Source organism: Pseudomonas sp. NY15463 (genome assembly GCF_048068415.1).
In the GTDB taxonomy this organism is placed as follows: Bacteria; Pseudomonadota; Gammaproteobacteria; order Pseudomonadales; family Pseudomonadaceae; genus Aquipseudomonas; species Aquipseudomonas mosselii_C.
Genome location: NZ_JBLUQD010000009.1, coordinates 113754 through 138285, shown reverse-complemented (window position 1 = coordinate 138285; position 24532 = coordinate 113754). Strand labels below are relative to the sequence as shown.

Below are 24532 nucleotides of genomic sequence, written 5' to 3'. Positions count from 1 at the left end.
CGATGCACCTGCTGCGGACCCAGCCCGGCGGCTTCGTGCCGGACGACAGCATCGCCGACCTCGGCCAGACCCCGGCAGAGCTGGTGATTCTCTGCAGCGGCGATTCGCACCTGGCACTGCTCGCCGATACCGCCGAGCAGTTGCCGGACGATTTCCCCAGCCTGCGTCTGGCCAACCCGATGCAGGTGCAGAACCACGCATCGGTCGACCTGTATGTCGACCAGGTGTTGCGCCATGCCAAGGTGATCCTGGTCTCCCTGCACGGCGGCGTGGGTTACTGGCGCTACGGTGTCGAGCAACTGGTGGAACTGGCCAGCCGTGGCGTGCACCTGATCCTGGTGCCCGGCGACGACCGCCCCGATCCCGAACTCACGGGGCTCGGCAGCGTGCGCGGCGAGCAGGCCGAGCGCCTCTGGCACTACCTGCGCCAGGGTGGCAAGGCGAACGCCGTCAACCTGTTCAACTGCCTGGCCAGCCAGTGGCTTGGACGTGACTACGCCTGGGATGAACCGCAGCCGTTGCCGCGCACGGCGGTGTACCACCCGGCCAGGCCCAGCGCGCAGCTACAGGACTGGTACGCCGAATGGAACCCACAATGGCCGGTGGCGCCGTTGTTGTTCTATCGCTCGCACTTGCAGGCAGCCAACACCGCGTTCATCGACGTGTTCTGCCAGCGTTTACAGGCCTGTGGCCTGAACCCGCTGCCGATTGCCGTGGCCAGTCTCAAGGAGGCCGGTTGCCTGGATCAGGTCGAGCAGTGGCTCGATGAGGTGCAGGCGCAGGTGGTGATCAACACCACAGGGTTCGCCTTGTCCAGCCCCGAGCGGCCCAACTTGCGTCCACTGCGTCGCGACGTACCGGTGCTGCAGGCAATCTGTGCCCAGGACAACCAGCCAGCCTGGGAGCAGAGCGAGCAGGGCCTGGGTGCCCGGGACCTGGCCATGCATATCGCCTTGCCGGAGCTGGACGGGCGCATCATCACCCGACCTGTGAGTTTCAAGGACCTGGCCTGGCGCAGCGAGCGCAGCCAGTCGGATGTCGTGTGTTACCGCGCGCATCCCGAACGCATGGATTTTGTCGCCGAGCTTGCCCGGCGCTGGGTGGTGCTACAGCGCCTGGACAATCAGGAAAAACGCGTGGCCCTGGTGCTGGCCAACTACCCGACTCGCGATGGGCGCATTGGCAACGGCGTAGGCCTGGACACTCCGGGCGCGGCGCTGAACATCCTCAACGCTCTGCAAGCCCAGGGCTATCCGGTGGCCGGTCTGCCGGACAGCGGCACGCAACTGATCCACCAGTTGCTGGGCGGAGTGACCAACGACCTGGACCACCTCGACCAGCGCCCCTGCGCCCAAAGCCTGAGCATGGCCGATTACCACGCCGCCTTCGCCGCCTTGCCTGAGGCCAACCAGCGCGCCGTACTCGAGCGCTGGGGCGCGCCTGAACAGGACCCGATGTATCGCGCCGGGCGCATGATGGTGGCGGGCCTGCGCTACGGCCTGACCTTCGTTGGCATCCAGCCAGCACGGGGCTATCAGGTCGATCACAGCGCGGTCTACCACGACCCGGACCTGGTGCCGCCGCACGGCTACCTCGCGTTTCATTTCTGGCTGCGCAACGGCTACGCTGCCGACGCGGTGATTCACGTGGGCAAGCATGGCAACCTCGAATGGTTACCGGGCAAGGGCGTTGGGCTGTCCAATCAATGCTGGCCGGACGCGCTGTTGGGGCCGCTGCCAAACATCTATCCGTTCATCGTCAACGATCCGGGCGAGGGCGCCCAAGCCAAGCGCCGTACCCAGGCGGTGATCATCGATCACCTGATGCCGCCGCTGACCCGCGCCGAATCCTATGGCCCGCTGCGCCATTTGGAGCAACTGGCCGACGAGTACTATGAAGCGCAGTTGCTCGACCCGCGCCGCGCGCGTGAGTTGCAGCGCGATATCCTCGAACTGGTCAAGGCCAACCATATCGACCGCGAGCTTGCGCTCGAAGGCCAGCTCGACGACGCGGCGGTCTGGCTGCCACGCCTGGACACCTACTTGTGCGACCTGAAAGAGTCGCAGATCCGCGATGGGCTGCACATTTTCGGTCAGTCGCCCGAGGGCCGTCTGCGCCGTGACACGCTGCTGGCGCTGTTGCGGGTCGAGCGCGGCGATGGCAAGGGCGGCAACGCCAGCCTGATCCGCAGCCTGGCCAAGGCGTTGGCGTTGGGCATCGACCCACTGGATTGTGACCTGGGTCTGCCGTGGGAGGGGCCGCGTCCGGCGATGCTGCAAGCACAGGACGCAGCGCTATGGCGTACTGCCGGTGACACCCGTGAGCGTCTGGAGCAACTGGCACTGGCGCTCATCGAACAGACCTTGGACGGTACGCTGGCACTGCCCACGCAGGAGGACTGGGAACCGGTGCGCCAGGTCTTGCAAGCGCTGGCCGAGCAGGTGGCGCCGCAACTGGATGCCTGTGGCGCTGCGGAAATCGAGGGTGTGCTGGCGGCACTGGCCGGGCGTTTCGTGTCCGCAGGGCCCAGCGGTGCCCCCAGCCGTGGACGCCTGGACGTACTGCCGACTGGGCGCAATTTCTACACGGTCGATGTGCGCAACCTGCCCACCACCACGGCCTGGCGCTTGGGTTGGGCGTCGGCCAACCTGATTCTGGAGCGCCATCTGCAAGACCACGGTGACCACCTGCGCCAGTTGGGCCTGTCGGTATGGGGCACTGCCACCATGCGCACCGGTGGCGACGACATCGCCCAGGCCATGGCGCTGATGGGCGTACGCCCGGTATGGGCCACTGGCAGCCAGCGGGTCGATGACTTCGAGATTTTGCCGTTGAGCCTGCTGGATCGCCCGCGCGTAGACGTCACCTTGCGGGTGTCGGGATTCTTCCGCGATGCCTTCGGCAATCTGATTCGCTTGTTCGATGCTGCCGTGCAGGCGGTAGCCGCGCTGGATGAGCCGGATGATCTGAACCCGCTTGCCGCGCGGGTACGCAGTGACCGCCAGGCCTTGCTCGATCAGGGCATGGATACCGAGCTGGCCATCCGTCAAGCCGGCTGGCGGGTATTTGGCGCCAAGCCCGGCGCCTACGGCGCAGGCGTGCAGAACGCCATCGACGGGCGCCTGTGGCACGGACGTGAGGATCTGGCCGAGGTCTACCTCAACCATGGCGGCTACGCCTACGGTGCCAGTGATGAAGGCACCCCCGCGCGTGAACGCTTCGCCCAGCGCCTGAGCCAGGTGCAGGCGGTGTTGCAGAACCAGGACAACCACGAGCACGACCTGCTCGACTCCAACGACTACTACCAGTTCCAGGGGGGCATGCTGGCCGCAGCCGAGACCTTGGCTGGCAGTTCTCGCGCCAGCTACCACGGCGACCACAGCCAGGCCGACCGGCCACGCATCCGTACCTTGAAGGAAGAACTCAACCGGGTGATCCGTGCCCGTGCGCTGAACCCCAAGTGGATCGACGGCGCCAAGCGCCATGGCTACAAAGGGGCGTTCGAAATGGCCGCGACAGTGGACAACCTGTTCGCCTTCGATGCCACCACGCACTTGATCGATGACCATCATTACCAAGGTCTGGCCGACGCCTACGTGCTCGACCCGGCAACCCGTGATTTTATGCGCGAACACAACCCCGAAGCCCTGCGCGACCTCACCGAACGTTTGCTGGAAGCCCAGCAGCGTGGTCTGTGGCAGCATCCGGGCGATTACCGCGAAAGCCTCGAACAACAGCTGCTCGACGGCGAGGAAGACTGCTGACCATGAGCGAACCCGTACAATTTCCCCTGGCCGCCGTTGTCGGCGCCGAGCCGCTGAAACTGGCGCTGTGCCTGACCGCCATCGACCCGAAGATTGGTGGTGTGCTGATCGAAGGCCCGCGCGGCATGGCCAAGAGCACCTTGGCCCGAGGCTTGGCTGACTTGTTGGGCGACGCACCGTTCGTCACTCTGCCGCTGGGGGCTACCGAGGAGCGCGTGGTGGGCACGCTGGACCTGGACGCCGCGCTGGGCCAGGGCCAGGCGCGTTTCTCGCCGGGGCTGCTGGCGCATGCCGATGGTGGCGTGCTGTACGTGGATGAAGTCAATTTGCTGCCCGACCCCTTGGTCGACCTGCTCCTGGATGTGGCCGCCAGCGGCACCCACCGCATCGAGCGTGATGGCATCTCCCACCGGCATTCGGCGCGTTTCGTGTTGATCGGCACCATGAACCCCGAAGAAGGCGAGCTGCGCCCGCAGTTACTCGACCGCTTCGGGCTCAATGTCGCCCTCGACGGCTTGCCAACGCCTGACGCACGGCAACAGATCATCCGTCGGCGGCTGGCGTTCGATAGCGACCCACAGGCGTTCTGTGCGCAATGGGCCCAGGCCCAGGGGGCGTTGCGCGAGCGCTGCCATGGCGCCCGCGAGCGCTTGGCTGCGATTGCCCTGGACGATCAAGCACTGGCGTTGATCACCGAGCGCTGCTATGCCGCGGGCGTCGACGGTTTGCGCGCCGACCTGGTCTGGCTGCGCGCCGCTCGTGCTCACGCCGCCTGGCGCGGTGCACCGGCCATCGGCGAAGAAGATATCGACGCGGTGGCCGAATTCGCCTTGCGTCATCGCCGTGGCGCCCAGGCCCCGCAACCGCAGGCGGCACCGCCACAACAGGCCGGACAAGCCGAGCCACGTCAAGGGCAGGGCGACTGGGGCGCGTTGCCGCCACAGCCGGTAGATGCTGGTGCGCGGCGCGAGGTGCCGAACTGGGCAAAAAAGCCCTGAGCATCCGTCGTCACCCTGATCAGGCCACGGATGCCAGGCCCCGTATCGGCAAGCTGCCAAGCGCTGCGCGTGGCCGTGCTCGCGCGGCCGAGCAGGGCCGTATCGCCTGGCTGGCTACCTTGCTCAAGGGCCGTCCTAGGCAGCGTCGCGACCTGTGCTGGCAGCAGCGTCAGGCCCAGGCACCCGAGCTATGGCTGGTGATCGTCGATGCGTCGGCTTCCACGCGTCGGCATCAGGCGTTGTCCCAAGCCAAGGGGCTGTTGGCGGCGTTGTTCGACCAGGCTTACCGGCAGCGCGCGCGCCTGGCGTTGCTCACTGCCAGTGGCGATGCGCCGCGTTGGCAGCGTCACGGCCTCAAGGCGTCTGCTGCGTTACAACCCTGGTTGCAGGCGTTGGGTGCAGGCGGAGGCACGCCGCTGTTCGCTGCGCTGGAAGAAGCGCGCCAATGGTTACTGGCGCGGGGCAAGCGGGTACCCCATGAAGTGCAGCGCTGCCTGCTCCTGACCGATGGTCGCCTGGCAAGATGGCAGGCGCCTACACCGTTACCGTGCAGCACGTTGGTGGTGGATATGGAACTTGCGGCTGTGCGTCTGGGGCGGGCACGACAACTTGCCGAGCAACTTCAGGCCCAATACCAGCACATCGAACAGTTGCCGCAATGTCAGCGAACTTAATAGCTGCGACATAACGTCGCGAACAAAGAAAGTTGCAGCTGGGCGATTTGAAAGTTGCAGCAGGTGCGTGCCGAGCACGCACCTGCAATTACAACATCACTTACGCGGGCATCGACCAGGGCTGAAGGTCGTAGCCTTTCTGGCGCAGTTCGGCGCGCACTTCCTCGATCAGGCTGGCCCACTGCGCAGGGTCCGAGTAGACCCGCGAGGAGACTTGCTTGGCGCCAATGCGGGTGCTGGTCCGATCGACCACTGCCAGGGTCAGCTCACCGGTCCCGTTGGGGGCGTCCCAGGCAACGCACTGGAACGGTTCGAAGGCGTGGTCGGCAATCAGCAGGGCTTCGTTGACACGCAGCGGGGCATTCATGGTTCGGTCTCTCTATGGTCCCAAACAGCGAAAAGGTCTTTCCGCGATGTTGTTCCTGTCTCACATGCAGCGCGGGGTTAATTGTACTGATGCTCTTGATCAGGGTTGGAGTCACACACCTTTGAAAATTTTTTAACCGGTCATGTTGCAGAGTTGTCGGTGTTCGCGAGTGGGACGCTGATCAGGCCTGAAAATTCCCTGTAGGCCGCGTCTGGGATAAAACGGACTGACCAACGGTAGTGGGGCGCGTCAAGTTCATTGCTACTGTTTATTTGGCGTCGCAACTTACTGTTTATACGAAAAAAACCTAAAACCGGCGCCAAGGAAAGGTCATGCTTGAACCTTCATCCCAGCGTCGCCTGCTCATCGTCGACCCCTGCGAGGATTGCCATCGCCTGCTTCCGGTCCTGCGCAGTGTTGGCTGGGATGTCAGCAGCTGCACCCTCGACGCGGCACTTGAACACCCCTGCGATGTCGGCTTGGTGCGTTTGCAAGCCTCGCACCTGCGCCACCCCGATGCGGTCAAGGACCTGATCAAGCGCAGCAAGACCGAGTGGATCGCGGTGCTCAGCGCCGAGGAATTGCGCATGCAGAATGTCGGCGACTTCGTCTGCGAATGGTTCTTCGACTTCCATACCCTGCCGTTCGACGTGTCGCGGGTACAGATCACCCTCGGGCGTGCTTTCGGTATGGCGCGCCTGCGTGGTCAAGGTGCGGTGCGGGTCGATGAACACGAGCATGAACTGTTGGGCGAGAGTCGAGCGATCCGCGAACTGCGCAAGCTGCTGGGCAAGCTGGCACCCACCGAGTCGCCAGTATTGATCCGTGGCGAGAGCGGGACCGGCAAGGAATTGGTGGCGCGCACCCTGCATCGGTTGTCGCAGCGCCATGACCAGCCGTTCATCGCGATCAACTGCGGTGCGATCCCTGAGCACCTGATCCAGTCCGAATTGTTCGGCCATGAAAAAGGTGCGTTCACCGGCGCGCACCAGCGCAAGGTCGGGCGCATCGAGGCGGCCCATGGCGGTACCTTGTTCCTCGACGAAATCGGTGACTTGCCATTGGAGCTTCAGGCCAACTTGCTGCGTTTTCTGCAAGAGAAACAGATCGAGCGGGTCGGCGCGAGCCAGCCGATTGCGGTCGATGTCAGGGTGCTCGCGGCGACCCACGTCGACTTGGAAAAGGCCATAGGCCTGGGGCGTTTTCGCGAGGACTTGTACTACCGCCTCAACGTATTGCAGGTCGTGACCGCACCGCTGCGTGAGCGACATGGCGATTTGTCGATGCTGGCCAGCCATTTCGCGCGTTTCTACAGCCTGGAGACCGGGCGGCGCCCGCGTTCGTTCAGCGACAACGCACTTGCCGCCATGGGGCGGCACGACTGGCCGGGCAATGTGCGTGAGCTTGCCAACCGTGTTCGGCGTGGTTTGGTTCTGGCCGAAGGGCGGCAGATTGAAGCCCAGGACCTGGGCTTGCAAGACTTGCACGAACAGGACCAGCCCTTGGGCACGCTCGAAGACTACAAGCACCGCGCCGAGCGCCAGGCGTTGTGCGACGTACTCGACCGGCATAGCGACAACATGAGCATCGCCGCCAAGGTGCTGGGGATTTCCCGGCCAACGTTCTATCGGCTGCTGCACAAGCACCAGATTCGTTGACGGGTGCTCGCTCAGTGCAGCGCCCGCTCGATTCCTCCTAGCACCAGGCTTTCCATCAACGCCAGTCCTTGCGCCTCGCTCAAGCGCCGGGCACGCAGTAGGGTGGGTAACTGGTTGAGTTGGGTGGCCAGCACCTGGCCGGCGGCGGCCAGTGCTTCACCGCTCAGGCGTGCATTTGGCGCGACCAGGCGCAGCAGGCCGTCTTCGTAGCGTTGGCGCAATTGCGCGAGGTCCTGCTGCTGGATCGGGGTCAGGCAACAGAAATCGCGCTCCGCCAGGCGATACAGCAAGGGCCGTTGCGCGTGCAGCCGCCAATGCGCGGCAATCAGGCAGACCAACACGGGTTGCCCCTGTGCCTTGGCGCGCCGCCCTTGATCGAGCGTGGCGTGCAACGCGTCGAACAGCTCCTCGATCAAGTCGTACAGCAAATCCTGCTTGCTGGGAAAGTGGTGGTACAGCGAGCCTGCGGCCAGGCCTACATGGGCGGCCAGTTCACGCATGCTGACCTGGCCGAAACCTTTTTCGGCGAACAGCGCCATGGCCCGCTCGCGACGCTCTTCGAAACGGGCACAACGCAGGGCGGCATCGAACGCGGGCATGGCGCGTCTCCGTCAGTAGTTGAAGAAGCCGCGACCGCTCTTGCGCCCGAGGTAGCCGGCGGCAACCATCTCCTTGAGCAGCGGGGCAGGCCGGTACTTGCTGTCGTTGAAGCCCTCGTGGAACGCTTCCATGATCGCCAGCAGGGTGTCCAGGCCGATCAGGTCGGCCAAGGCCAGTGGGCCAATCGGCTGGTTGCAGCCCAGGCGCATGCCCGTGTCGATGTCCTCGGCACTGGCCAAGCCTTCCTGGCGCACGAAAATCGCCTCGTTGATCATCGGCACCAGGATGCGATTGACCACGAAGCCTGGGCGATTACCGGCGCTGATCGGCGTCTTGCCGAGCTTTTCGGTGACCAGCAGCGCCTTGGCGTAGGTGGCGTCGCTGGTTTGCAGGCCGCGAATGATCTCGACCAGTGCCATCATCGGTACCGGGTTGAAGAAGTGCACGCCGATAAAACGCTCGGGGTGCTCGATGCTGGCGCCGAGCGCCGTCACTGACAACGACGAGGTGTTGGTGGCGATCACACACGTTTCGCTGACGTTGGCTGCCACTTGCTGCAAGATGCGCTGCTTGAGTTGCAGGTTCTCGGTTGCCGCCTCAATCACCAGCTGTGCGCCGCCCAGTTGGGTGTAGTCGGTGCTGGTGCGAATGCGTGCCTTTGCCGCAGCGGCTTTGTCGGCGTCGACAGTGCCTTTGCTCACCTGGCGTTCGAGGTTCTTGCCCAAGGTGGTGACACCGCGCTCCAGGGCGGCGTCGGACACATCCACCAGCAGCACCGGGTAGCCTGCCAGTGCGCACATCTGCGCAATGCCATTGCCCATGGTGCCGGCGCCGATCACGGCAATCTGTTCGATACTCATGCTGCGCTCCTCAAACCCGTTCGAAGACCACGGCGATGCCTTGGCCGCCGCCGATGCACATGGTAGCCAGGGCATAGCGGCCCTGCACACGCTGCAATTCATGAATCGCCTTGGTGGCGATGATCGCCCCGGTAGCGCCTACCGGGTGGCCTAGGGAGATGCCCGAACCGTTGGGATTGACCTTCGCCGGGTCGAAATCCAGCGCGCGCGATACCGCACAGGCCTGCGCCGCGAAGGCTTCGTTGGATTCGATTACATCCAGGTCACCGACCTTAAGGCGCGCCTTTTGCAGCACCTTCTGGGTGGCCGGTATCGGGCCGAGCCCCATCAGTGCTGGCTCCACCCCGGCGTGGGCGTAGGCCACCAGCCGCGCCAGCGGTTTGAGGCCCAGGCGGCGCACCGCATCCTCGGTGGCCAGTACCAGCCCGGCGGCGCCGTCATTGATGCTGCTGGCGTTGCCGGCAGTGACGCTGCCGTCCTTCTTGAACACAGGCTTCATGCCGGCCAGTTGTTCTGCTGTCACCTCAGTGCGCACGTTTTCGTCCACGGTGAACTGCACGACCCCTTTGCGCGTCTTGACTTCGATGGGCACGATCTGCCCGTCGAAACGCCCCTCGGCAATGGCCTGGGCGGCGCGGCGCTGGCTGGTCAGGGCCAGTTCATCCTGCATCTGTCGGGTGATGCCGTGGGCGGCGGCGACGTTTTCGGCGGTAATGCCCATGTGGAAATGCTCGAACGGGTCCTGCAGCACGCCGACCATGTAGTCGATACCTTGCAGGTCACCCATGCGCGCACCCCAACGTGCCTGGGGCAGCAGGTACGGGCCGCGGCTCATCGCTTCGGCGCCAGCGGCCAGGGCGATGTCGCTGTCGCCCAGCAACAGGCCTTGGGCCGCAGAGACGATCGCTTGCAGGCCCGAGCCGCACAGGCGGTTGACGCTAAAAGCTGGGGTTTCCTTCGGGATGCCGGCGTTCATCGCCGCCACACGGCTCAGGTAGGCGTCGCGCGGCTCGGTGGGGATCACGTGGCCCATCACCAGATGGCCGATCTGTGCGGCCTCGACCCCGGAGCGTTCGATGGCGGCGCGGGTGACTTGCGTGGCCAGTTCGGCCAGGGGCAGGTCCTTGAGGGCCCCGCCAAAGCTGCCGATGGCCGAACGTACCGCACTGACGACGTAGATTTGCGTGCTGCTCATAGAGGGCTCCATATGCGAAGACGTGGCAAGGCGGGGCAGGGCTCTGCGAGAATGACCGCCGCCGGTGAGGCTGCAAGGAGTCTAGACAAAGGCCTGGCGCGGACCTATGCCGGATCTGTTCAGCCAACTTGGCGTTTTTTGCCACTCAGTAGCGGATTTCTGTCATGCGCGATACCGACACGGTCGCGGTGTACTTTCTCAAGGCCATGCTGCATGCCCTGCGCGATCAGCCACAGGTACGCGACGCGCACCTGCGCGCGGTAGGCATCGATCCGGCGCTGTTGGCCCAACCCCAGGCGCGGGTGCCGGCCAAGGCATTCGCGCGTCTGTGGCTGGCGTTGATCGAGGCGCTGGGCGACGAATTTTTCTGCCTCGACAGCCATGGCATGCCGTTAGGCAGCTTCGCGCTGATCTGCCGTGGATTGATCCAGGAGCCGACGCTGGAGAAAGCCTTGCGCCAGTGCCTGGGTAATTTCGGCCTGTTCCTGCGTGAGCTGCGCGGCAGCCTCACGGTGCGTGGCGCACGGGCGGTGATCAGCCTGCAATCGGACATACCTGATCCACAGACACGGGTCTACGCCGAGGAAACCTATCTGGTGCTGGTGATCGGCCTGTTGTGCTGGCTGGCCGGGCGACGCATCGCCATCGACCGTACCGAAATGGCCCTGGCGCGCCCCGCCCAGGAAGACGATGCGCTGCTGTGGGGCCCGGATGTGCGCCTTGGCACCGGGCGGACCGAAGTGGAGTTCGACAGCGCCTGGCTGCGTCTGCCGGTGGTACAGGACCTGGCGGCCCTGAAGACCTTCCTGCGTAGCGCACCGCAGGGGCTGGTGATTCGCTTTCGCAACCACGATGGCTTGGTGGCCGAGGTGTATCGTCACCTGCGCACCCATCATTACGGGCAGTGGCCGACCCTCGATGCGATGGCCGAGCGGCATCGGCTTAGCGCCAGCAGCTTGCGCCGACGCCTGGAGCGCGAGGGGCGTTCGTACCAGCAGATCAAGGACGAAGTACGGCGTGCCATGGCATTCGAGTTGTTGCGTGAGGGCCGCCTGAGCATCGGCGACATCGCCGCACAGACGGGCTTTCAGGAGCCTAGCGCGTTTCACCGTGCGTTCAAGAAGTGGACCGGGCACAGCCCTGGGGTTTACCGAGCCAAGCTCAGTGGCGCGGCTCAGTCTTGAAGCCGTTCCGGGCTGTTGAAATTGCTCAGGCGCGGATCATCCTCGGCACACTCCAGTGCCTGAATCGGCGCCACGCGCAGGGCTTTTTGCAGGCTGCGTTCGCCGCTCGCCCAGGCCTGTTCCAACTGCGCCAGCATGCGTCGCGGCAAGACGCTGAACATCGGCTGCCAATAGCCACTCTGGTGCACCATGGCGGCGCTGTCATGCTCACAGGCCTTGGCCAGTAGCGCCTCTACCAGCGTGCGCTCGATCTGTGGCGCGTCGCACGCCAACAGCACTACCCAATCATGCCGCGCGACCTTGAGCCCGGCGATAACGCCCGCCAACGGACCAGGGAAGTCCGCTTCGGCATCGCTTACCAGTTGATCGGCGTAGTGGGCATAGGCGCTGTGGTTGCGGTTGCAGGAAATCACCACGTCGTCGCTCAACCCGCGCACCGCTCGTTGCACATGCGCCACTAGCGGCTTGCCACGCCACGCCACCAAGCCCTTGTCACGACCGCCCATGCGTTGGCCGCGACCGCCGGCGAGGATCAGGATGGAGCAGGGGGGGAGAGCATCAGGCATGGCAAGCAGGTCCACAGAGACGATGTGCCAACCCTCTCATTCACGCGGCCGACTGTCCAGTTGGGGCCTGTGTTGTGAAAATATGTGAACAGGCGGCGAGGAGCATGGTGAATTCGTTATCCTGCACGTTCTTCACACGCACATGATCCGCCCATGCCGAACATTCTCCTGGTCGAAGACGACAGCGCCCTGTCCGAACTGATCGCCAGCTACCTGCAACGCAACGACTTCCACGTCCAGGTGATCGCCCGGGGGGATCATGTGCTGGAGGCGCTGCAACGGGCGCGGCCGGACCTGGTGATCCTCGACCTGATGCTGCCAGGGCTTGATGGCCTGCAGGTGTGCCGGTTGCTGCGCCAGCAGTCGCGCAGCCTGCCAATTCTCATGCTGACCGCTCGCGACGACAGTCATGACCAGGTGCTAGGGCTGGAGATGGGCGCCGACGACTACGTGACCAAACCTTGCGAACCCAGGGTCCTGCTGGCCCGCGTGCGTACCCTGTTGCGCCGTAGCAGCGTCAACGAGCCGCGTCTGGACGGCGAGCGGATCCAGGTCGGCGGGCTAAGTATCGCGTTGGACGAACGCGTGGTCAGTTGGCGCGGCGAGGAAGTCGAGCTGTCCGCCAGCGAGTACAACTTGCTCGTGGTGCTGGCGCGCAATGCCGGCGAGGTGCTCAGTCGCGACCGGATCCTGCAACAGTTGCGCGGTATCGAATTCAACGGCACCGATCGTTCGGTGGATGTGGCCATCTCCAAGCTGCGGCGCAAGTTCGATGACAGCGCGGGCGAGGCGCGCAAGATCAAGACCGTGTGGGGCAAGGGTTACCTGTTCAGCCGGGTCGAGTGGGAGTACTGAGCCGTCATGCTGAAGATCCTGGTGCGGCTGTACCTGCTGATCATCGTCGCCTACGCCGGGGCTTTGTTGCTCATACCTGATGCCATCGTCGGCGCTTTCCACCAGCGCTTCGTGAATTTCAACCTCGATCAGGCCAAGGGCGTGCAGGCGTTGATCGTGCGCCAGTTCCAACAGGCCCCGGTGGAGCAGTGGCCTGCCGTGGAGCAGGAGCTAGCCACGGCGTTCGCGCCGCTGCAACTGAGCCTGCTGCCGATTGGCGACGCCGACCTGCGACCAGAAGAACGCGCGCGTCTGGAGCACGGCCTGCATGCCGTGCGCATCGGCGAGTGGGGCTACTACGAAACTGTGTTGGCGCCGCTGGGCGATGGCTGGGTGGTACGTCTGCATTCACCGCCCGACCCTGTGGACATCAACCTGCTGTCCTGGGGCGTGACGGTGCTGATAGGCGCAGCCATGCTCGGTTGCCTGTTGCTGTGGGTGTGGCCGCACTGGCGCGACCTGGAGCGCCTCAAGGAGACTGCGCGGCGTCTGGGGCAGGGGGTGATGAGCGAACGTACGCACATTTCGCCGCGCTCGAACATCGGCGAACTGGCCGGGGTGTTCGACGCCATGGCGGGCGACCTGGAGCGCCATGTCAATCAGCAGCGCGAACTGCTCAATGCGGTTTCCCACGAATTGCGCACGCCGCTCACCCGCCTGGATTTCGGCCTGGTACTGCTGTTCGACGAAGTGCCGCCGGATTGCCGCAAGCGCCTGTTGGCGCTGGTGGGGCATGTGCGCGAGCTGGACGAACTGGTGCTGGAGCTGCTGTCGTACAGTCGCTTGTACAACGCCGACCAGGCCCGCGAACGGGTCGAGGTGTCGCTTTTGGAGCTGGTTGACAGTGTACTGGGTGGTTTTGCCGAAGAACTCGATGGCCGGGGTATCCACTGGGAAGTACGTTGCGAAGGCGAGCTGCCGCGCTTCGTGCTCGACCCGCGGCTGACCGCGCGTGCCGTGCAGAACTTGGTACGCAATGCCATGCGTTATTGCGACGCAGCCTTGATGCTGTGCCTGAGCCAGGACGCAGCAGGCTGTCTGCTGACGGTCGAAGACGACGGTATCGGTATCCCGCCACAGGAGCGTGAGCGAATCTTCCAACCGTTCTACCGTCTGGATCGCAGCCGCGACCGCAGCACGGGCGGTTTCGGTTTGGGCCTGGCGATCAGTCGACGGGCCATCGAGGGGCAGGGTGGCAGCCTGACGGTGGCGCAGTCGGTACTCGGCGGTGCGCAGTTTCGCATCAGGTTGCCCAAGGCTTGAGGGCTGCGCCGTACGTGCTTTTTTACGGTGTACGGCGTTCTTGGGGCGCGCTGGCGCTGATTGTGCTGCCGCTGCCGGCGCAGCAGGCCAGCAAAGCGTGTTGACTTGCCATGTATGGGCAGGATAAGTTCCCTGCCTATGAACACATTCCCGCACGCTCACGCCGCCATTATTATTACCGCCATTATCGGATTGGCGGGCTAGCGCGTACGTGCACCGAACCCGCCCTGGAGGCGGGTTTCTTCTCTCTGACTCCTGGGCAAATCGAAGAAAACCAGGAGTCATCGATGACCAATCTGAGCGTCAGCCCGCGCGCCGCCGTCACCCCCCAGCAACTGCTGTCCGAGCAGGTGCGCCGCATTCTGTCGGCACCCGTGTACGACCTGGCCATCGAAACGCCCTTGCAGGCCGCGCCGGCTTTGTCGGCAGCGCTGGGCAATCCGGTACTGCTCAAGCGCGAAGACTTGCAGCCCACGTTTTCATTCAAGATCCGCGGCGCCTACACCCGGTTGTCGCGCTTGACCACTGTCCAGCGTGAGCGTGGCGTGATCACCGCCTCGGCGGGCAACCATGCCCAAGGCGTAGCGCTGGCAGCGGCCCACCTGGGGATCCGTGCGACCATCGTCATGCCCACCACTACCCCCTCGTTGAAGGTCGAAGGGGTGCGTTCGCGGGGCGGCAATGTAGTGCTGCATGGCGAGAGCTTTCCGCATGCGTTGGCTCATGCGTTGACCCTGGCTGACCGCGACGGTGCGACGTTCGTGCCGCCCTATGACGATCCAGATGTGATCTCCGGGCAGGGCACCGTGGCCATGGAAATCCTGCGTCAGCACCCCGGCCCGCTGCATGCGATCTTCGTTCCGGTGGGCGGCGGCGGACTGATCGCAGGCATCGCGGCCTACGTGAAATACCTGCGCCCAGAGGTGAAGGTGATCGGCGTCGAACCAGAAGACTCCAACTGCCTGCAAGCGGCCATGGCCGCAGGCGAGCGGGTAATCCTGCCGCAGGTCGGAACCTTCGCCGACGGTGTGGCGGTAGCGCAGATCGGCGCCCACTGTTTCGAGCTGTGCCGGCATTTCGTGGATGAAGTGGTCACCGTCAGCAGTGACGAGCTGTGCGCTGCGATCAAGGATATCTACGACGACACCCGCTCGATCACCGAGCCGTCCGGTGCACTGGCGGTGGCGGGGATCAAGAAGTACGTGGCCCGAGAGGGGGTGCAGGGTCTGGCGATGGTGGCCATCGACTCCGGTGCCAACGTCAACTTCGATCGCCTGCGTCACGTGGCCGAGCGTGCCGAACTTGGCGAGCAGCGCGAGGCGATCATCGCCGTGACCATCCCCGAGCGACCGGGCAGTTTCCGTGCGTTCTGCCAGGCCCTGGGCAAACGCCAGATCACCGAATTCAACTACCGCTACTACCCCGGCAAGGAGGCGCGCTTGTTCGTCGGTGTACAGACCCATCCGCAGCACGACCCTCGCGGGCAATTGCTCGCCAGCTTGGGTGAGCAGGGCTATCAGGTGCTCGACTTGACTGACAACGAACTGGCCAAGCTGCATGTGCGCCACACCGTTGGTGGGCATGCAGCACCCGGGACGCAGGAGCGCGTGTTGCGTTTCGAATTTCCCGAACGGCCTGGGGCCTTGCTGGGCTTTCTCGAACGCCTGGGCAAGCGCTGGAACATCAGCCTATTCCACTACCGCAACCATGGGGCGGCCGAGGCGCGCGTGTGCGCGGCGCTGGAGGTGCCGCACGATGAGCTGGCGGGGCTGCCGCAGGCACTGGCGCAGATGGGCTATCGGTATTGGGATGAGACCGATAACCCTGCTTATCGGCTATTTCTGGGTTGACACCCACGCGGGGCCGTACTGCGGCCCCGCGCGCCGGGCCTTGGTTTGCGCTGCACAACGCTAGCGTTCGCGCATGAAGAACCCGGCCACGTACTTGCGGAACGTCTCGAGGCTCTTGAAGTCGGCATAGCGTTTGAAGTTCTCGGCATCCGGTTCGGGGCCGACAGGCTGTTCGAGCAACGACACCGACAGTACCCGATCACCGTCGGAGGTGAGCACCAGTTCATCCATCACCTGGCCGCCGATGACGGGGCGGCGCATCAGCACCTTGACGCCCTTGCTGGCCATCCAGTCGATCAGCGACACCAACGCCTTGAGCGGCTCGCGTTCTTCGTCGCGATACACCGGGAACAGGTGCCCGCGCGACAGTACCGGCACGCTGGCGACATGGATCAGTTCATAGAAATGGCTACCTGCGGTGGTCGGCGAGTACAACGCCAGCGCCAGCAGGGGCCCCGTGGTGCGACTGCCGCCCCAGAACTGGTGATGGCCCTGGAAGTCGATGCCGTCCTCGCTACGGGCGCCGATTACCTTGCGTCCCTTGATGTGTTCGACGCAGTCCAGCAGCAGACCGTGGCGGCGGTGGTTGCCGAACACCGTGGCTTCGCGCAGGCGGGACTTGAGCATCATCATGTGCTTCATGTCCAGGCGGGTTTCCAGGTAGTTGCTGGCCGGCACCCGCTCCAGCAGTGGGTAGCGACCGGCCACGCCGCGCAGCTCGGCGAACTGGGCGCTTAGGTCTTTCTTCAGATGCGTGGCATAGACATTTAGCCCGCTGGCCTCGATCCAGGTCAGCAACAGCGACAGCAGACGTTGTTGCTCACGGCGTTCGCCACCCTCGCGCGCCGGGCTCGCAGCGGTTTCACCTGGGTTGGTGCGGCGATAGTCGCCGATCAGCCGCAGCGGGCTGTCGGGGGCCAGCCAGGCGGCCGGTTGGCTGTTGGTCTCGCTGCGCTCGCCGGGTTCGCGTTCGTCCTTGCTGAACGCGCAGCCAGCGGCGTGTTCCGGGGTGTCGGGGTTATTACGCAGGAACAAGGTGCCGGTATTGCCGTTCAACGAGATGTTGAGCACCGGCAGGGCGTCCTTGCGACAGTCGCAGGCCAGCCATTGATTGGCGCCGCGCACGTTCATCAGCCACTGGTTGGCTTGCAGCAGGCGCGGGCCTGCGAGTTGGCCGGTGGCGAAACCGGCCAGCAATTCTTCCTCGGCCGGCGTGAGGCTGCGTACCTGTACGCCGGATTTTTCGATGATTCGCATTGAGAAGCAGCTCCAAGCTACAAGACTCAAGCTTCAAGCAAAGTGGTGCGGCTTTCAACCGGCTTGGTCGCTGCTTGCAGCAGTCGGTCGCCATCGCGCACGCCCCCGATGGCCACCGCGCAGTCTCTAATCAGAAAATGTAATCGGTGGTCAAGAAGCTCGACTGCCGATGACGGATGATTTCACTGATCAGTTCCTTGTTAGCCGCTTGGAACCGCGTTGCGACCAAGGTTCGAATCGAAAACACGCGCAATGCGTCATGCACCGACAAGGTCCCCTCGGCACTGTTCTTGCGCCCGTTGAACGGATAGGTATCCGGCCCGCGCTGACATTGGGCGTTGATGTTGATCCGCCCGACCTGATTGGCGAAGGTGTCCACCAGCGCTCCAATGGTCTCGGGATCGTTGCCGAACAGGCTCAGCTGCTGGCCGAAGTCAGAGTCGAGCACGTAATCGATCACTGTCTGCAAATCGCGGTAGGGCACCACCGGCACCACTGGGCCGAACTGCTCCTCGTGGTACACCCGCATCTGCTGATTCACCGGGTAGAGCAGGGCCGGGTAGAAGAACGAACCACGGCTGCGTCCGCCACCTTCATTGATGACCTGGGCGCCTTTGGCGGTCGCATCGGTCACCAGGGCGTCGAGGTAGTCCAGCTTGCCCGGCTCTGGCAACGGGGTCAGTGCCACGTCCGCCTGCCACGGCATGCCGGGCTTGAGAGTCGCGAGCTTGCGTTGGAATTTGTCGAGGAAGGGCTCGACGACGTCTTCATGGACGAACAGGATCTTCAGGGCCGTGCAACGCTGGCCGTTGAACGACAGAGCACCGGTGACGGCTTCTTCCACCGCGTTGTCCAGGTCGACCTGGGGTAACACGATACCCGGATTCTTCGCATCCAGACCCAGCGCTGCGCGCAAGCGGTGCGGGCGCGGATGGAGTTTCTTCAGGTCGCTGGCGGCTTTGTGGGTGCCAATGAAGGCGAATACATCCACCTTGCCACTGGCCATCAGCGCGCTGACGGTCTCGCGTCCACGCCCGTAGATCACGTTGATCACCCCGGCCGGGAAGCTGTCGCGGAATGCTTCCAACAGCGGGCGAATCAGCAGCACGCCGAACTTGGCGGGCTTGAACACCACGGTGTTGCCCATGATCAGCGCCGGGATCAGCGTAGTGAAGGTCTCGTTGAGCGGGTAGTTGTAAGGCCCCATGCAAAGCGCTACACCCAGCGGTGCACGTCGGATCTGGCCGAGCGTGCCTTGTTCGAGTTCGAAACGGCTGGAACGACGGTCAAGGTCCTTGAGGGCATTGATGGTATCAACGATGTAGTCGCAGGTGCGGTCGAATTCTTTCTCCGAATCCTTCAGGTTCTTGCCGATTTCCCACATCAGCAGCTTGACCACTGCGGTGCGTTGTTCACGCATGCGCGCCAAGAACGCTTCGACATGCTGAATACGTTCGGCAACCCGCATCGTCGGCCAGGCACCGCGACCTTTGTCGTAAGCCTGCACTGCCGCATCCAGGGCTTGCAGCGCGGTGTCGGCATCGAGCAGGGGCGCACTGCCCAACAGCACCTGGCGCTCGCCTTCGGCGTCCTTGAGCCACACCGGGCTGCGTACCGTGGCCAGTGGGCCGTCCCAGTGCCTGAGTTCGCCTGCGACCAGATAGTCGCGTTGCTCCAGTGGTGCGTCCAGACGCCATGCTTCAGGAATGTCTTCGGGGGCGGGAAACAGCGAGTCGAGCAGACGATCCATGGTTACTGCACCTCATGTGTTTGGCTAGGTGAAACGCTTCAGCTCCTGAGCATGCGCTTACCCTTGGAAAAACACCAGTCTGGCTCAACATTGCCCCAGCTGCGCCGATACAGGATAGATCGCGTTCGATTTCAGGCCTATGACCGGTAGCCATTCCTTGTCCGTTGACCAACCGCCCTCACCCTTTGGCGCTCTGCGCCGCACCCTCAGTCGCTTGCTGCCGGTGGGCTTTGCCGTGGTCGGAATCGGCCTTTCGGCACTGCTTGGGCAACTGGATGCGCAACGCGCGCAAAATGAAGAAGTGGCGAGCCTTGCGTCCAGGTTGTCCGGGGTGCGCGCGGCCCTCGAAGGTCAACTGCGTGCGGCGTTCGCCGAAGCCGAAGGCATCGCGCAACTGATCAGCACCGACGGTGGCATCAGTGAGCCGCACTTTCAGGCCATGGCTCGCGATGCGCTGGTTTCGGTGCCCTACATGCGTCATATCGCCCTGGCCCCAGCCGACGTGATTCACGATGTTTATCCGCGGGCGGGCAACGAAAGCATCATCGGCCTGGACTATCGCTACCTGCCGACGCAGATGCCGCTATTGGAGACGGCGCGCGAGCGCGGCGAAGCGGTGTTGGCCGGCCCCTTGCCATTGAAGCAGGGCGGACGCGCGCTGATCTATCGGCGCCCGGTATTCATTCCCGGCAAGCGTGGGGTGAAGTTGTATTGGGGTAACCTGTCGATCGTGGCCGATATCGATCGTCTGCTGCGCGCTGCGGGGGTGAGCCCCGACGCCGGCCTGGAGCTGGCGGTGCGTGGGGCTGACGGCAAGGGCGCCGAGGGCGAGCTGATCTGGGGGGATCCGCAGCTGTTCGACAACCCCCAGGTAAAACTGGACGTCGTCGTGCCAGGCGGCTCGTGGCAACTGGTGGCGGCGCCCCGTGGAGGTTGGTCGTTGCCGCATGCGTTCACTTCGCCGCTGTTCTTCCTGGCTTTGGCCTGTACTGGCCTGTTCAGTCTGTTCGTGGCTCAGCTCAATCGCAAACAGTACCTGTTGCAACTGCGTAACCGTGAGCTGCGCCAGTCCCAGGCCTTGCTCGAGCGCTTGGCTCACTACGACACGATTACCGGTCTGCCCAACCGATTGCTGTTCCAGCAACAGCTGACCCAGGCAATTCGCGGTGGCCAGGGCTTAGCGGTACTGATGCTGGACATCGACGGGTTCAAGCAGATCAACGACAGCCTCGGCCACCCCATGGGCGACCTACTCCTGCAACAAGCCACTGCGCGCTTTCTGCAGGAACTCGATACCCAGGATCGGGTATGCAGGCTAGGGGGCGATGAGTTTGTGTTCATGCTCCAAGGCGCGCAGGGCCAGGTCAGTCATCAGGTCCAAGCCTTGTTACGTTGCTTGCAGCGCCCCTTCGATCTCAACGGCAACGCAGGCTTGGTGACCGGCAGCATTGGTCTGGCGTGGTCGCCGCAGCATGGCGAGGATGCCGACGCGCTGCTGCGTCATGCTGACACCGCCATGTACGCGGCCAAGGAAAGCGGGCGCAATGCCTGGCGGCCCTATCACCCGGACATGACCGCGCGCTTGCAGCAGCGCCTGGAGTTGGAACGCAACCTGCGTCGGGCGTTGGAGCACAACGAGTTCGAGCTGTGGTATCAGCCTAAACTTGACTTGTTCAGCGGTCGCCTGGAAGGGGTCGAGGCCTTGCTACGCTGGCGCGACCCGGAGCATGGACTGGTCTCGCCAGGTGCGTTCATTCCCTTGGCCGAACGTACAGGGTTGATCATTCCCTTGGGCGAGCGGGTATTGGAGCTGGCGTGCAGGCAACTGGCCGAATGGCGCGCCAGTGATTCGCTGCCAGGGCCGTTGGCTGTGAACGTCGCAGCTTTACAGATCGAACGCAGCGACTATGTCACCAGCCTGGCCTGTGCCCTGGAGCGGCACGACCTGCCTGCCAACCTGCTGGAGGTGGAAATCACCGAAAGCCTGCTGATGGAAAGCCAGCAACAAGCCTGCGCAGTATTGGCGCAGCTTCAGGCGATGGGGGTGGCTACCGCCGTGGACGACTTTGGCACTGGCTACTCGTCGCTGGCCTACCTGCGCGCCTTACCTATCGATCACCTGAAGATCGACCGTGCCTTCATCAAGGACCTGCCCGACGACGACGATGCGATCGCCATCGCCCGGGCGATCATCGATCTGGGACATGCCCTGGGCTTTCGTATCACCGCCGAAGGCATCGAGACCCAGGCGCAGTTCGACTTTCTGCGCCATGCCGGCTGTGATCAGGGCCAGGGCTATCTGTTGGGGCGGCCCATGCCCGCCGAAGCGCTGCGCCAGTGGCTGCAACACCATCATGCACAGCGACGCCCGGCGCTTGAGTGACTGCCGGGCGGGGCTCCTGGGTTCGTAAGGGCCATCGGCAAAGGCAGTGAACGTTGATGCAGGGCGGTAGATAAATCGCGTATGGATTGATGCGTCGGCCGTTCGGCGTCATGAAATCTTTACCAGTGATGTCATAACGCCGCTTGCGAGGTTCGTCGGTGGCATCTTTACTTGTGTTCAGTGGTGCCGCCCGACTCGCCCCAAATAGTCAAGGGATATCAAGATGTTGGGTGACGGCAACGATAATCCACCGGGCATTTGCGCCCTGGCCTCAACGCTTGGCAAAGGATGTGGGCGACGACATGAAAGCATTGCTGGCGGCCGCTGCGCGCAGATTCATCTCTCCTTCCATGCGGTATGAGTTGCGTAACGCTGCCAATGCGCTACGCGACCTGCTGGGGCGTGCCTGCTTCTGGCGTTGGGAAGTGGCACGTTTCAAGTTGCAGGAGCATAGCCCCTACGAAATTCTCTACATCGGTCGCAAGCAGCAGCGGGCGATGGCCAAGCTGCTCATCGCCGGCAAGGACCGCCAGGGGCAGCCCGAATTCAGCGTAGAGCCGGCACCTGACCGCGCGCGCCAGGTCGTGGTTATCAGTGAAATGCCGACTGCCGGCGCGTTGTCTGTACCGCATTACCTCAGTGCAGTGGTGCCCCTGGGGCGCCCGCTGGATGACATCACCGCGCGTTATGACAGTGAACTGCGCCGCAGCATCCGTAAACATCGACCGCTCTATCGGATGCGCCAAACCACTGACGATGCCGAGATCGCCATGGCCGACCGCGACTTGCTAAGGCCATACGCCAGCGCTCGCCAGGGCGTGCATGCCGCGCAGTTTCCCAGTGATGATGTGGTGCGCTTGGCCAAAGGCGCCGGGCGCCTGGACCTGATCACCCTGGGCGATGAGGTGGTGGCTTGCCATCTGGGCTGCGAGATCATCCGTGGTGGCAAACGTTATTGGAGTACCCTGCGCTTCGGTTACTGCGAAGCGGTCTTTGCAGACGCCAAGAGACTGCGTGAGGTCAACTCCATCACCACCTTCATGGCCTTGGAGTGGGCCTTGGAGAATGGCTACGACTATTACGATATCGGCTTGTGCCTGGCCCGCCCGGACGACGGCCTGTTGAAGTGGAAGCGGCGGCGCGGCGGCGATATCGACGGCCTGAACAACCATGCCTACCTGTTCGTGCGCCTGCCCAAGGTCGGCCGCGCGAGTTTCTTGTGGGAGACCCCCTTGTTCGCGATGGAGGGCGACAAGCTGACCCTTCATCTCGGTGTGCCGGACGGTTCGAGTGCGGCGCAAGTCGCCAGCCGCTACCAGGAAATGGTGTTCGGCGGCTTGCACAAGATCTACCTGTATGGCGAGGCGAGTGGCGGCGAGCAGTTTCTCGAGATCCTGCGTAGCCGCTATGCCAGCTTGCCGTCGCCACCGGCGATGGAGTGCGTGCAGTGCAGTTGAACCAAGGTCGCGACCTGCGGAGGGCGTTGCATGGGAACCGATATCTCCAAGCCTGGACGCGCGCCGGCCGCGCGGGGGTACACGTGGTCGCTGGCCGCGTATCGGCACATGGCCAGGAAGCGCCTGGCACGGCAACCTGACATCGACATCAAACAAGTCGCCGACAAGTGCTGGGACATTGCCCCAGGCGAAGTCACCGTCTCACCGCCTGCGTTCTACCTGCCGGATCAACTGGCACGGGTGACCGGTTGGGAGGGGAAGCGTTTCTATCCTTACGTGCACCCAGGCCCCACCATGCAGGGTGGCGTGCGCATGCAGCAGGGGCCGACGCGGGGCTACCTGATCAAGGATGTCTGGCTACTCGAAGGGGCTTTGTACAAAGGCGCTGCATCCCATTGGCTGTCGCTCAAACCCAACCGTTTTCCGCCGCTGAGGGTGGAGAGCGAGATCGAACGCGCAGCGATCTACTGCACACAGAACGGTAACGCCTGGTTCGGTACCTGGCTGATGGAGGACTGCGCCACCTACGCGCTGGCCTGCGATGAAGGGGTGCCGGTAACCACCGCGCCCTCAGCCAGATACCCGGTGTTCACTCAAGGGCCGGCCTATGAGGATTGGTTGGGTATGAACCCGTTGCGCTTGCGCACGGCGTTCTTCCACGAACTGGTGGTGTTCGACGACACCAGCAACAACCGCAGCCGCTATCAGCGCTACCGGGACATGGGCAACAAGCTGTTGGCACATGTCGAACACGCACCGCACCCCGGCGTCTTCATCCTGCGTGGCAGTGAAGGCGACTTGCGCCTGTTGCGCAATGAGCTGGAAATTGCCGAACACCTGCGCCAGACCCGGGGTTTTCGGGTGATCAACCCCATGCAGCTGGATGTACCGGCCATCGTCGCGGCCTGTGCCGGTGCGCAGGTGGTGATGGGGGTGGAGGGCAGCCAACTGGTGCACGGGGTCAATGTATTGCAACCCGGTGGTACGATTTTCCCGTTGCAGCCGCCAAACCGATTCGTCAGCTACTACAAGTACCTGGCTGACCGCGATGGTCAGCACTTCGCATTCGTTGTCGGCACACCTCAGGGCGAGGGTTTTACCATTGATATCAATGAAGTAGAGCGCACTCTGGATTTGTTGCCGCGAGCGTGACACGTTTGCGACGCGAGCCTTGACGATAGCCATTCAGGTTCTCATGTATTTAACAGCTCCCAACGTGGCTACGCGTTGGGGGCTGTTTAAATTCATGGTCGCCATTTAGCCACTTTACTCATGCTTTTTGCAGAAATTAGCCACTTATTTTTGCGTCATGGCGATACTTGTTTTTGCCTGAAGTAGCACATGGACATGTATTTTTTTGTTGGCGGAATTTTGACGATTATGGTGGCTTGCCATTGAATTTTATTATGGTGTCGGAACGTTGACGTAGTGTCACTCTGCCCATAAGCTCAATTTACCAGCCACGTAGTCCTGCGCTGGAACCCGCCCAGACAACGATGTTTATCCTCTTTATTAGGAGGGGATCATGCGCTCGACACTTTTCATCAAGTCGATTTTCCTGCTGGTGCTCATGAGCGGTGCGGCCCGGGCTGCGGACGCCTACGTCAGCCAGACCAACGTCATTCCCTTGGCGACGGCGGGTTGGCTGTTCGGCTTTGCTGTGATCGGCTTCGTCGCAGTCGCCAACCGCAACAAAGTGTGAGTCTGGCCCGGTTGCACGGTTGACTCAGCCGGTTCTGCGGCGCGTCGTTCGGCTTGTCAATTTTGTATCCATTGCTATATTCCAGTTGCCAGCGGCCTTGCAGTATCAGC

19 protein-coding genes are annotated in these 24532 nt (G+C 63.4%); 12 read left to right on the top strand and 7 right to left on the bottom strand.

Annotated features, from left to right (window positions below; translation table 11 throughout):
* The first annotated feature begins 2 nt into the window (after window positions 1-2).
* Genes cobN through ACNFIC_RS21960 form a run of 3 tightly spaced genes read left to right on the top strand, consistent with a single transcriptional unit; the run spans window position 3 to window position 5436 of the window.
* Window positions 3-3764, top strand: a complete 3762-nt coding sequence (gene cobN, locus ACNFIC_RS21970) for a cobaltochelatase subunit CobN (RefSeq protein WP_416781991.1) — start codon at window positions 3-5, stop codon at window positions 3762-3764.
* Between the two features lie 2 nt (window positions 3765-3766).
* Complete coding sequence (locus tag ACNFIC_RS21965; RefSeq protein WP_138217929.1) at window positions 3767-4762, top strand: ATP-binding protein; 996 nt, start codon at window positions 3767-3769, stop codon at window positions 4760-4762.
* Window positions 4763-4815: 53 nt separating this feature from the next.
* Complete coding sequence (locus tag ACNFIC_RS21960) at window positions 4816-5436, top strand: vWA domain-containing protein (RefSeq protein ID WP_416782021.1); 621 nt, start codon at window positions 4816-4818, stop codon at window positions 5434-5436.
* A gap of 100 nt (window positions 5437-5536) precedes the next feature.
* On the opposite strand, the gene ACNFIC_RS21955 is transcribed toward ACNFIC_RS21960, so the two are convergent.
* On the bottom strand, window positions 5537-5803 hold the full coding sequence (locus tag ACNFIC_RS21955) for a hypothetical protein (RefSeq protein ID WP_138217928.1): 267 nt from the start codon (window positions 5801-5803) through the stop codon (window positions 5537-5539).
* A 332-nt stretch (window positions 5804-6135) separates the two neighbouring features.
* On the opposite strand from ACNFIC_RS21955, the gene ACNFIC_RS21950 reads away from it, so the two are divergent.
* The gene (locus ACNFIC_RS21950; RefSeq protein WP_138217927.1) at window positions 6136-7461 is read left to right on the top strand and encodes a sigma-54 dependent transcriptional regulator; all 1326 of its coding nucleotides are present in this window, start codon (window positions 6136-6138) and stop codon (window positions 7459-7461) included.
* 11 nt (window positions 7462-7472) lie between these two features.
* Here ACNFIC_RS21950 and ACNFIC_RS21945 read toward each other — a convergent pair whose 3' ends face one another.
* The 3 genes from ACNFIC_RS21945 to ACNFIC_RS21935 are packed head-to-tail and all read right to left on the bottom strand — an operon-like array spanning window position 7473 to window position 10116.
* Window positions 7473-8060, bottom strand: coding sequence for a TetR/AcrR family transcriptional regulator (locus ACNFIC_RS21945; protein ID WP_138217926.1), 588 nt, complete (start codon window positions 8058-8060; stop codon window positions 7473-7475).
* 12 nt (window positions 8061-8072) lie between these two features.
* Window positions 8073-8921, bottom strand: a complete 849-nt coding sequence (locus ACNFIC_RS21940; protein ID WP_416781990.1) for a 3-hydroxybutyryl-CoA dehydrogenase — start codon at window positions 8919-8921, stop codon at window positions 8073-8075.
* 10 nt (window positions 8922-8931) lie between these two features.
* Window positions 8932-10116, bottom strand: coding sequence for an acetyl-CoA C-acyltransferase family protein (locus tag ACNFIC_RS21935; protein ID WP_416781989.1), 1185 nt, complete (start codon window positions 10114-10116; stop codon window positions 8932-8934).
* Window positions 10117-10280: 164 nt separating this feature from the next.
* Here ACNFIC_RS21935 and ACNFIC_RS21930 point away from each other — a divergent pair, with 164 nt between their 5' ends.
* The gene (locus tag ACNFIC_RS21930; protein WP_416781988.1) at window positions 10281-11300 is read left to right on the top strand and encodes an AraC family transcriptional regulator; all 1020 of its coding nucleotides are present in this window, start codon (window positions 10281-10283) and stop codon (window positions 11298-11300) included.
* Here ACNFIC_RS21930 and mobA read toward each other — a convergent pair.
* Window positions 11291-11866 (bottom strand): molybdenum cofactor guanylyltransferase MobA, encoded by a 576-nt coding sequence (gene mobA, locus ACNFIC_RS21925; RefSeq protein WP_416781987.1) that lies wholly within the window; start codon window positions 11864-11866, stop codon window positions 11291-11293. The two genes, ACNFIC_RS21930 and mobA, sit on opposite strands and share 10 nt — an antisense overlap.
* A gap of 153 nt (window positions 11867-12019) precedes the next feature.
* Here mobA and ACNFIC_RS21920 point away from each other — a divergent pair, with 153 nt between their 5' ends.
* The 3 genes from ACNFIC_RS21920 (at window position 12020) to ilvA (ending at window position 15873) form a co-directional block, all read left to right on the top strand.
* Entirely contained in the window at window positions 12020-12721 is a 702-nt protein-coding gene (locus ACNFIC_RS21920; RefSeq protein WP_138217919.1) for a response regulator transcription factor, read from the top strand.
* 6 nt (window positions 12722-12727) lie between these two features.
* Window positions 12728-14023: an ATP-binding protein gene (locus ACNFIC_RS21915; RefSeq protein WP_138217918.1), complete on the top strand. Its 1296-nt coding sequence runs from the start codon at window positions 12728-12730 to the stop codon at window positions 14021-14023.
* A 287-nt stretch (window positions 14024-14310) separates the two neighbouring features.
* On the top strand, window positions 14311-15873 hold the full coding sequence (ilvA, locus tag ACNFIC_RS21910; protein WP_138217917.1) for a threonine ammonia-lyase, biosynthetic: 1563 nt from the start codon (window positions 14311-14313) through the stop codon (window positions 15871-15873).
* Window positions 15874-15933: 60 nt separating this feature from the next.
* Here the strand turns inward: ilvA and ACNFIC_RS21905 are convergent, their stop codons facing one another.
* Together ACNFIC_RS21905 and ACNFIC_RS21900 are read right to left on the bottom strand one after the other, a co-directional pair.
* Complete coding sequence (locus ACNFIC_RS21905; RefSeq protein WP_416781984.1) at window positions 15934-17130, bottom strand: hypothetical protein; 1197 nt, start codon at window positions 17128-17130, stop codon at window positions 15934-15936.
* A gap of 130 nt (window positions 17131-17260) precedes the next feature.
* Window positions 17261-18880, bottom strand: a complete 1620-nt coding sequence (locus ACNFIC_RS21900; protein ID WP_416781983.1) for an NADP-dependent glyceraldehyde-3-phosphate dehydrogenase — start codon at window positions 18878-18880, stop codon at window positions 17261-17263.
* A 157-nt stretch (window positions 18881-19037) separates the two neighbouring features.
* Between ACNFIC_RS21900 and ACNFIC_RS21895 the strand changes: the two genes are divergently transcribed.
* The 4 genes from ACNFIC_RS21895 (at window position 19038) to eppA (ending at window position 24422) form a co-directional block, all read left to right on the top strand.
* The gene (locus tag ACNFIC_RS21895; RefSeq protein ID WP_416781981.1) at window positions 19038-21263 is read left to right on the top strand and encodes a putative bifunctional diguanylate cyclase/phosphodiesterase; all 2226 of its coding nucleotides are present in this window, start codon (window positions 19038-19040) and stop codon (window positions 21261-21263) included.
* A 302-nt stretch (window positions 21264-21565) separates the two neighbouring features.
* Entirely contained in the window at window positions 21566-22720 is a 1155-nt protein-coding gene (locus tag ACNFIC_RS21890) for a GNAT family N-acetyltransferase (protein WP_138217913.1), read from the top strand.
* A gap of 30 nt (window positions 22721-22750) precedes the next feature.
* Entirely contained in the window at window positions 22751-23872 is a 1122-nt protein-coding gene (locus tag ACNFIC_RS21885; protein ID WP_138217912.1) for a glycosyltransferase family 61 protein, read from the top strand.
* A 373-nt stretch (window positions 23873-24245) separates the two neighbouring features.
* A complete protein-coding gene (eppA, locus tag ACNFIC_RS21880) occupies window positions 24246-24422 on the top strand; it encodes an EPS-associated small membrane protein EppA (protein ID WP_171030902.1) in 177 nt (58 codons plus the stop codon).
* The last annotated feature ends 110 nt before the right edge of the window (window positions 24423-24532 follow it).

Coding starts and splice junctions, on each gene's coding strand:
- cobN (WP_416781991.1), top strand. CDS start 3: ATGCACCTGCTGCGGACCCAGCCCGGCGGCTTCGTGCCGGACGACAGC.
- ACNFIC_RS21965 (WP_138217929.1), top strand. CDS start 3,767: ATGAGCGAACCCGTACAATTTCCCCTGGCCGCCGTTGTCGGCGCCGAG.
- ACNFIC_RS21955 (WP_138217928.1), bottom strand. CDS start 5,803: ATGAATGCCCCGCTGCGTGTCAACGAAGCCCTGCTGATTGCCGACCAC.
- ACNFIC_RS21950 (WP_138217927.1), top strand. CDS start 6,136: ATGCTTGAACCTTCATCCCAGCGTCGCCTGCTCATCGTCGACCCCTGC.
- ACNFIC_RS21945 (WP_138217926.1), bottom strand. CDS start 8,060: ATGCCCGCGTTCGATGCCGCCCTGCGTTGTGCCCGTTTCGAAGAGCGT.
- ACNFIC_RS21940 (WP_416781990.1), bottom strand. CDS start 8,921: ATGAGTATCGAACAGATTGCCGTGATCGGCGCCGGCACCATGGGCAAT.
- ACNFIC_RS21935 (WP_416781989.1), bottom strand. CDS start 10,116: ATGAGCAGCACGCAAATCTACGTCGTCAGTGCGGTACGTTCGGCCATC.
- ACNFIC_RS21930 (WP_416781988.1), top strand. CDS start 10,281: ATGCGCGATACCGACACGGTCGCGGTGTACTTTCTCAAGGCCATGCTG.
- mobA (WP_416781987.1), bottom strand. CDS start 11,866: ATGCCTGATGCTCTCCCCCCCTGCTCCATCCTGATCCTCGCCGGCGGT.
- ACNFIC_RS21920 (WP_138217919.1), top strand. CDS start 12,020: ATGCCGAACATTCTCCTGGTCGAAGACGACAGCGCCCTGTCCGAACTG.
- ACNFIC_RS21915 (WP_138217918.1), top strand. CDS start 12,728: ATGCTGAAGATCCTGGTGCGGCTGTACCTGCTGATCATCGTCGCCTAC.
- ilvA (WP_138217917.1), top strand. CDS start 14,311: ATGACCAATCTGAGCGTCAGCCCGCGCGCCGCCGTCACCCCCCAGCAA.
- ACNFIC_RS21905 (WP_416781984.1), bottom strand. CDS start 17,130: ATGCGAATCATCGAAAAATCCGGCGTACAGGTACGCAGCCTCACGCCG.
- ACNFIC_RS21900 (WP_416781983.1), bottom strand. CDS start 18,880: ATGGATCGTCTGCTCGACTCGCTGTTTCCCGCCCCCGAAGACATTCCT.
- ACNFIC_RS21890 (WP_138217913.1), top strand. CDS start 21,566: ATGAAAGCATTGCTGGCGGCCGCTGCGCGCAGATTCATCTCTCCTTCC.
- ACNFIC_RS21885 (WP_138217912.1), top strand. CDS start 22,751: ATGGGAACCGATATCTCCAAGCCTGGACGCGCGCCGGCCGCGCGGGGG.
- eppA (WP_171030902.1), top strand. CDS start 24,246: ATGCGCTCGACACTTTTCATCAAGTCGATTTTCCTGCTGGTGCTCATG.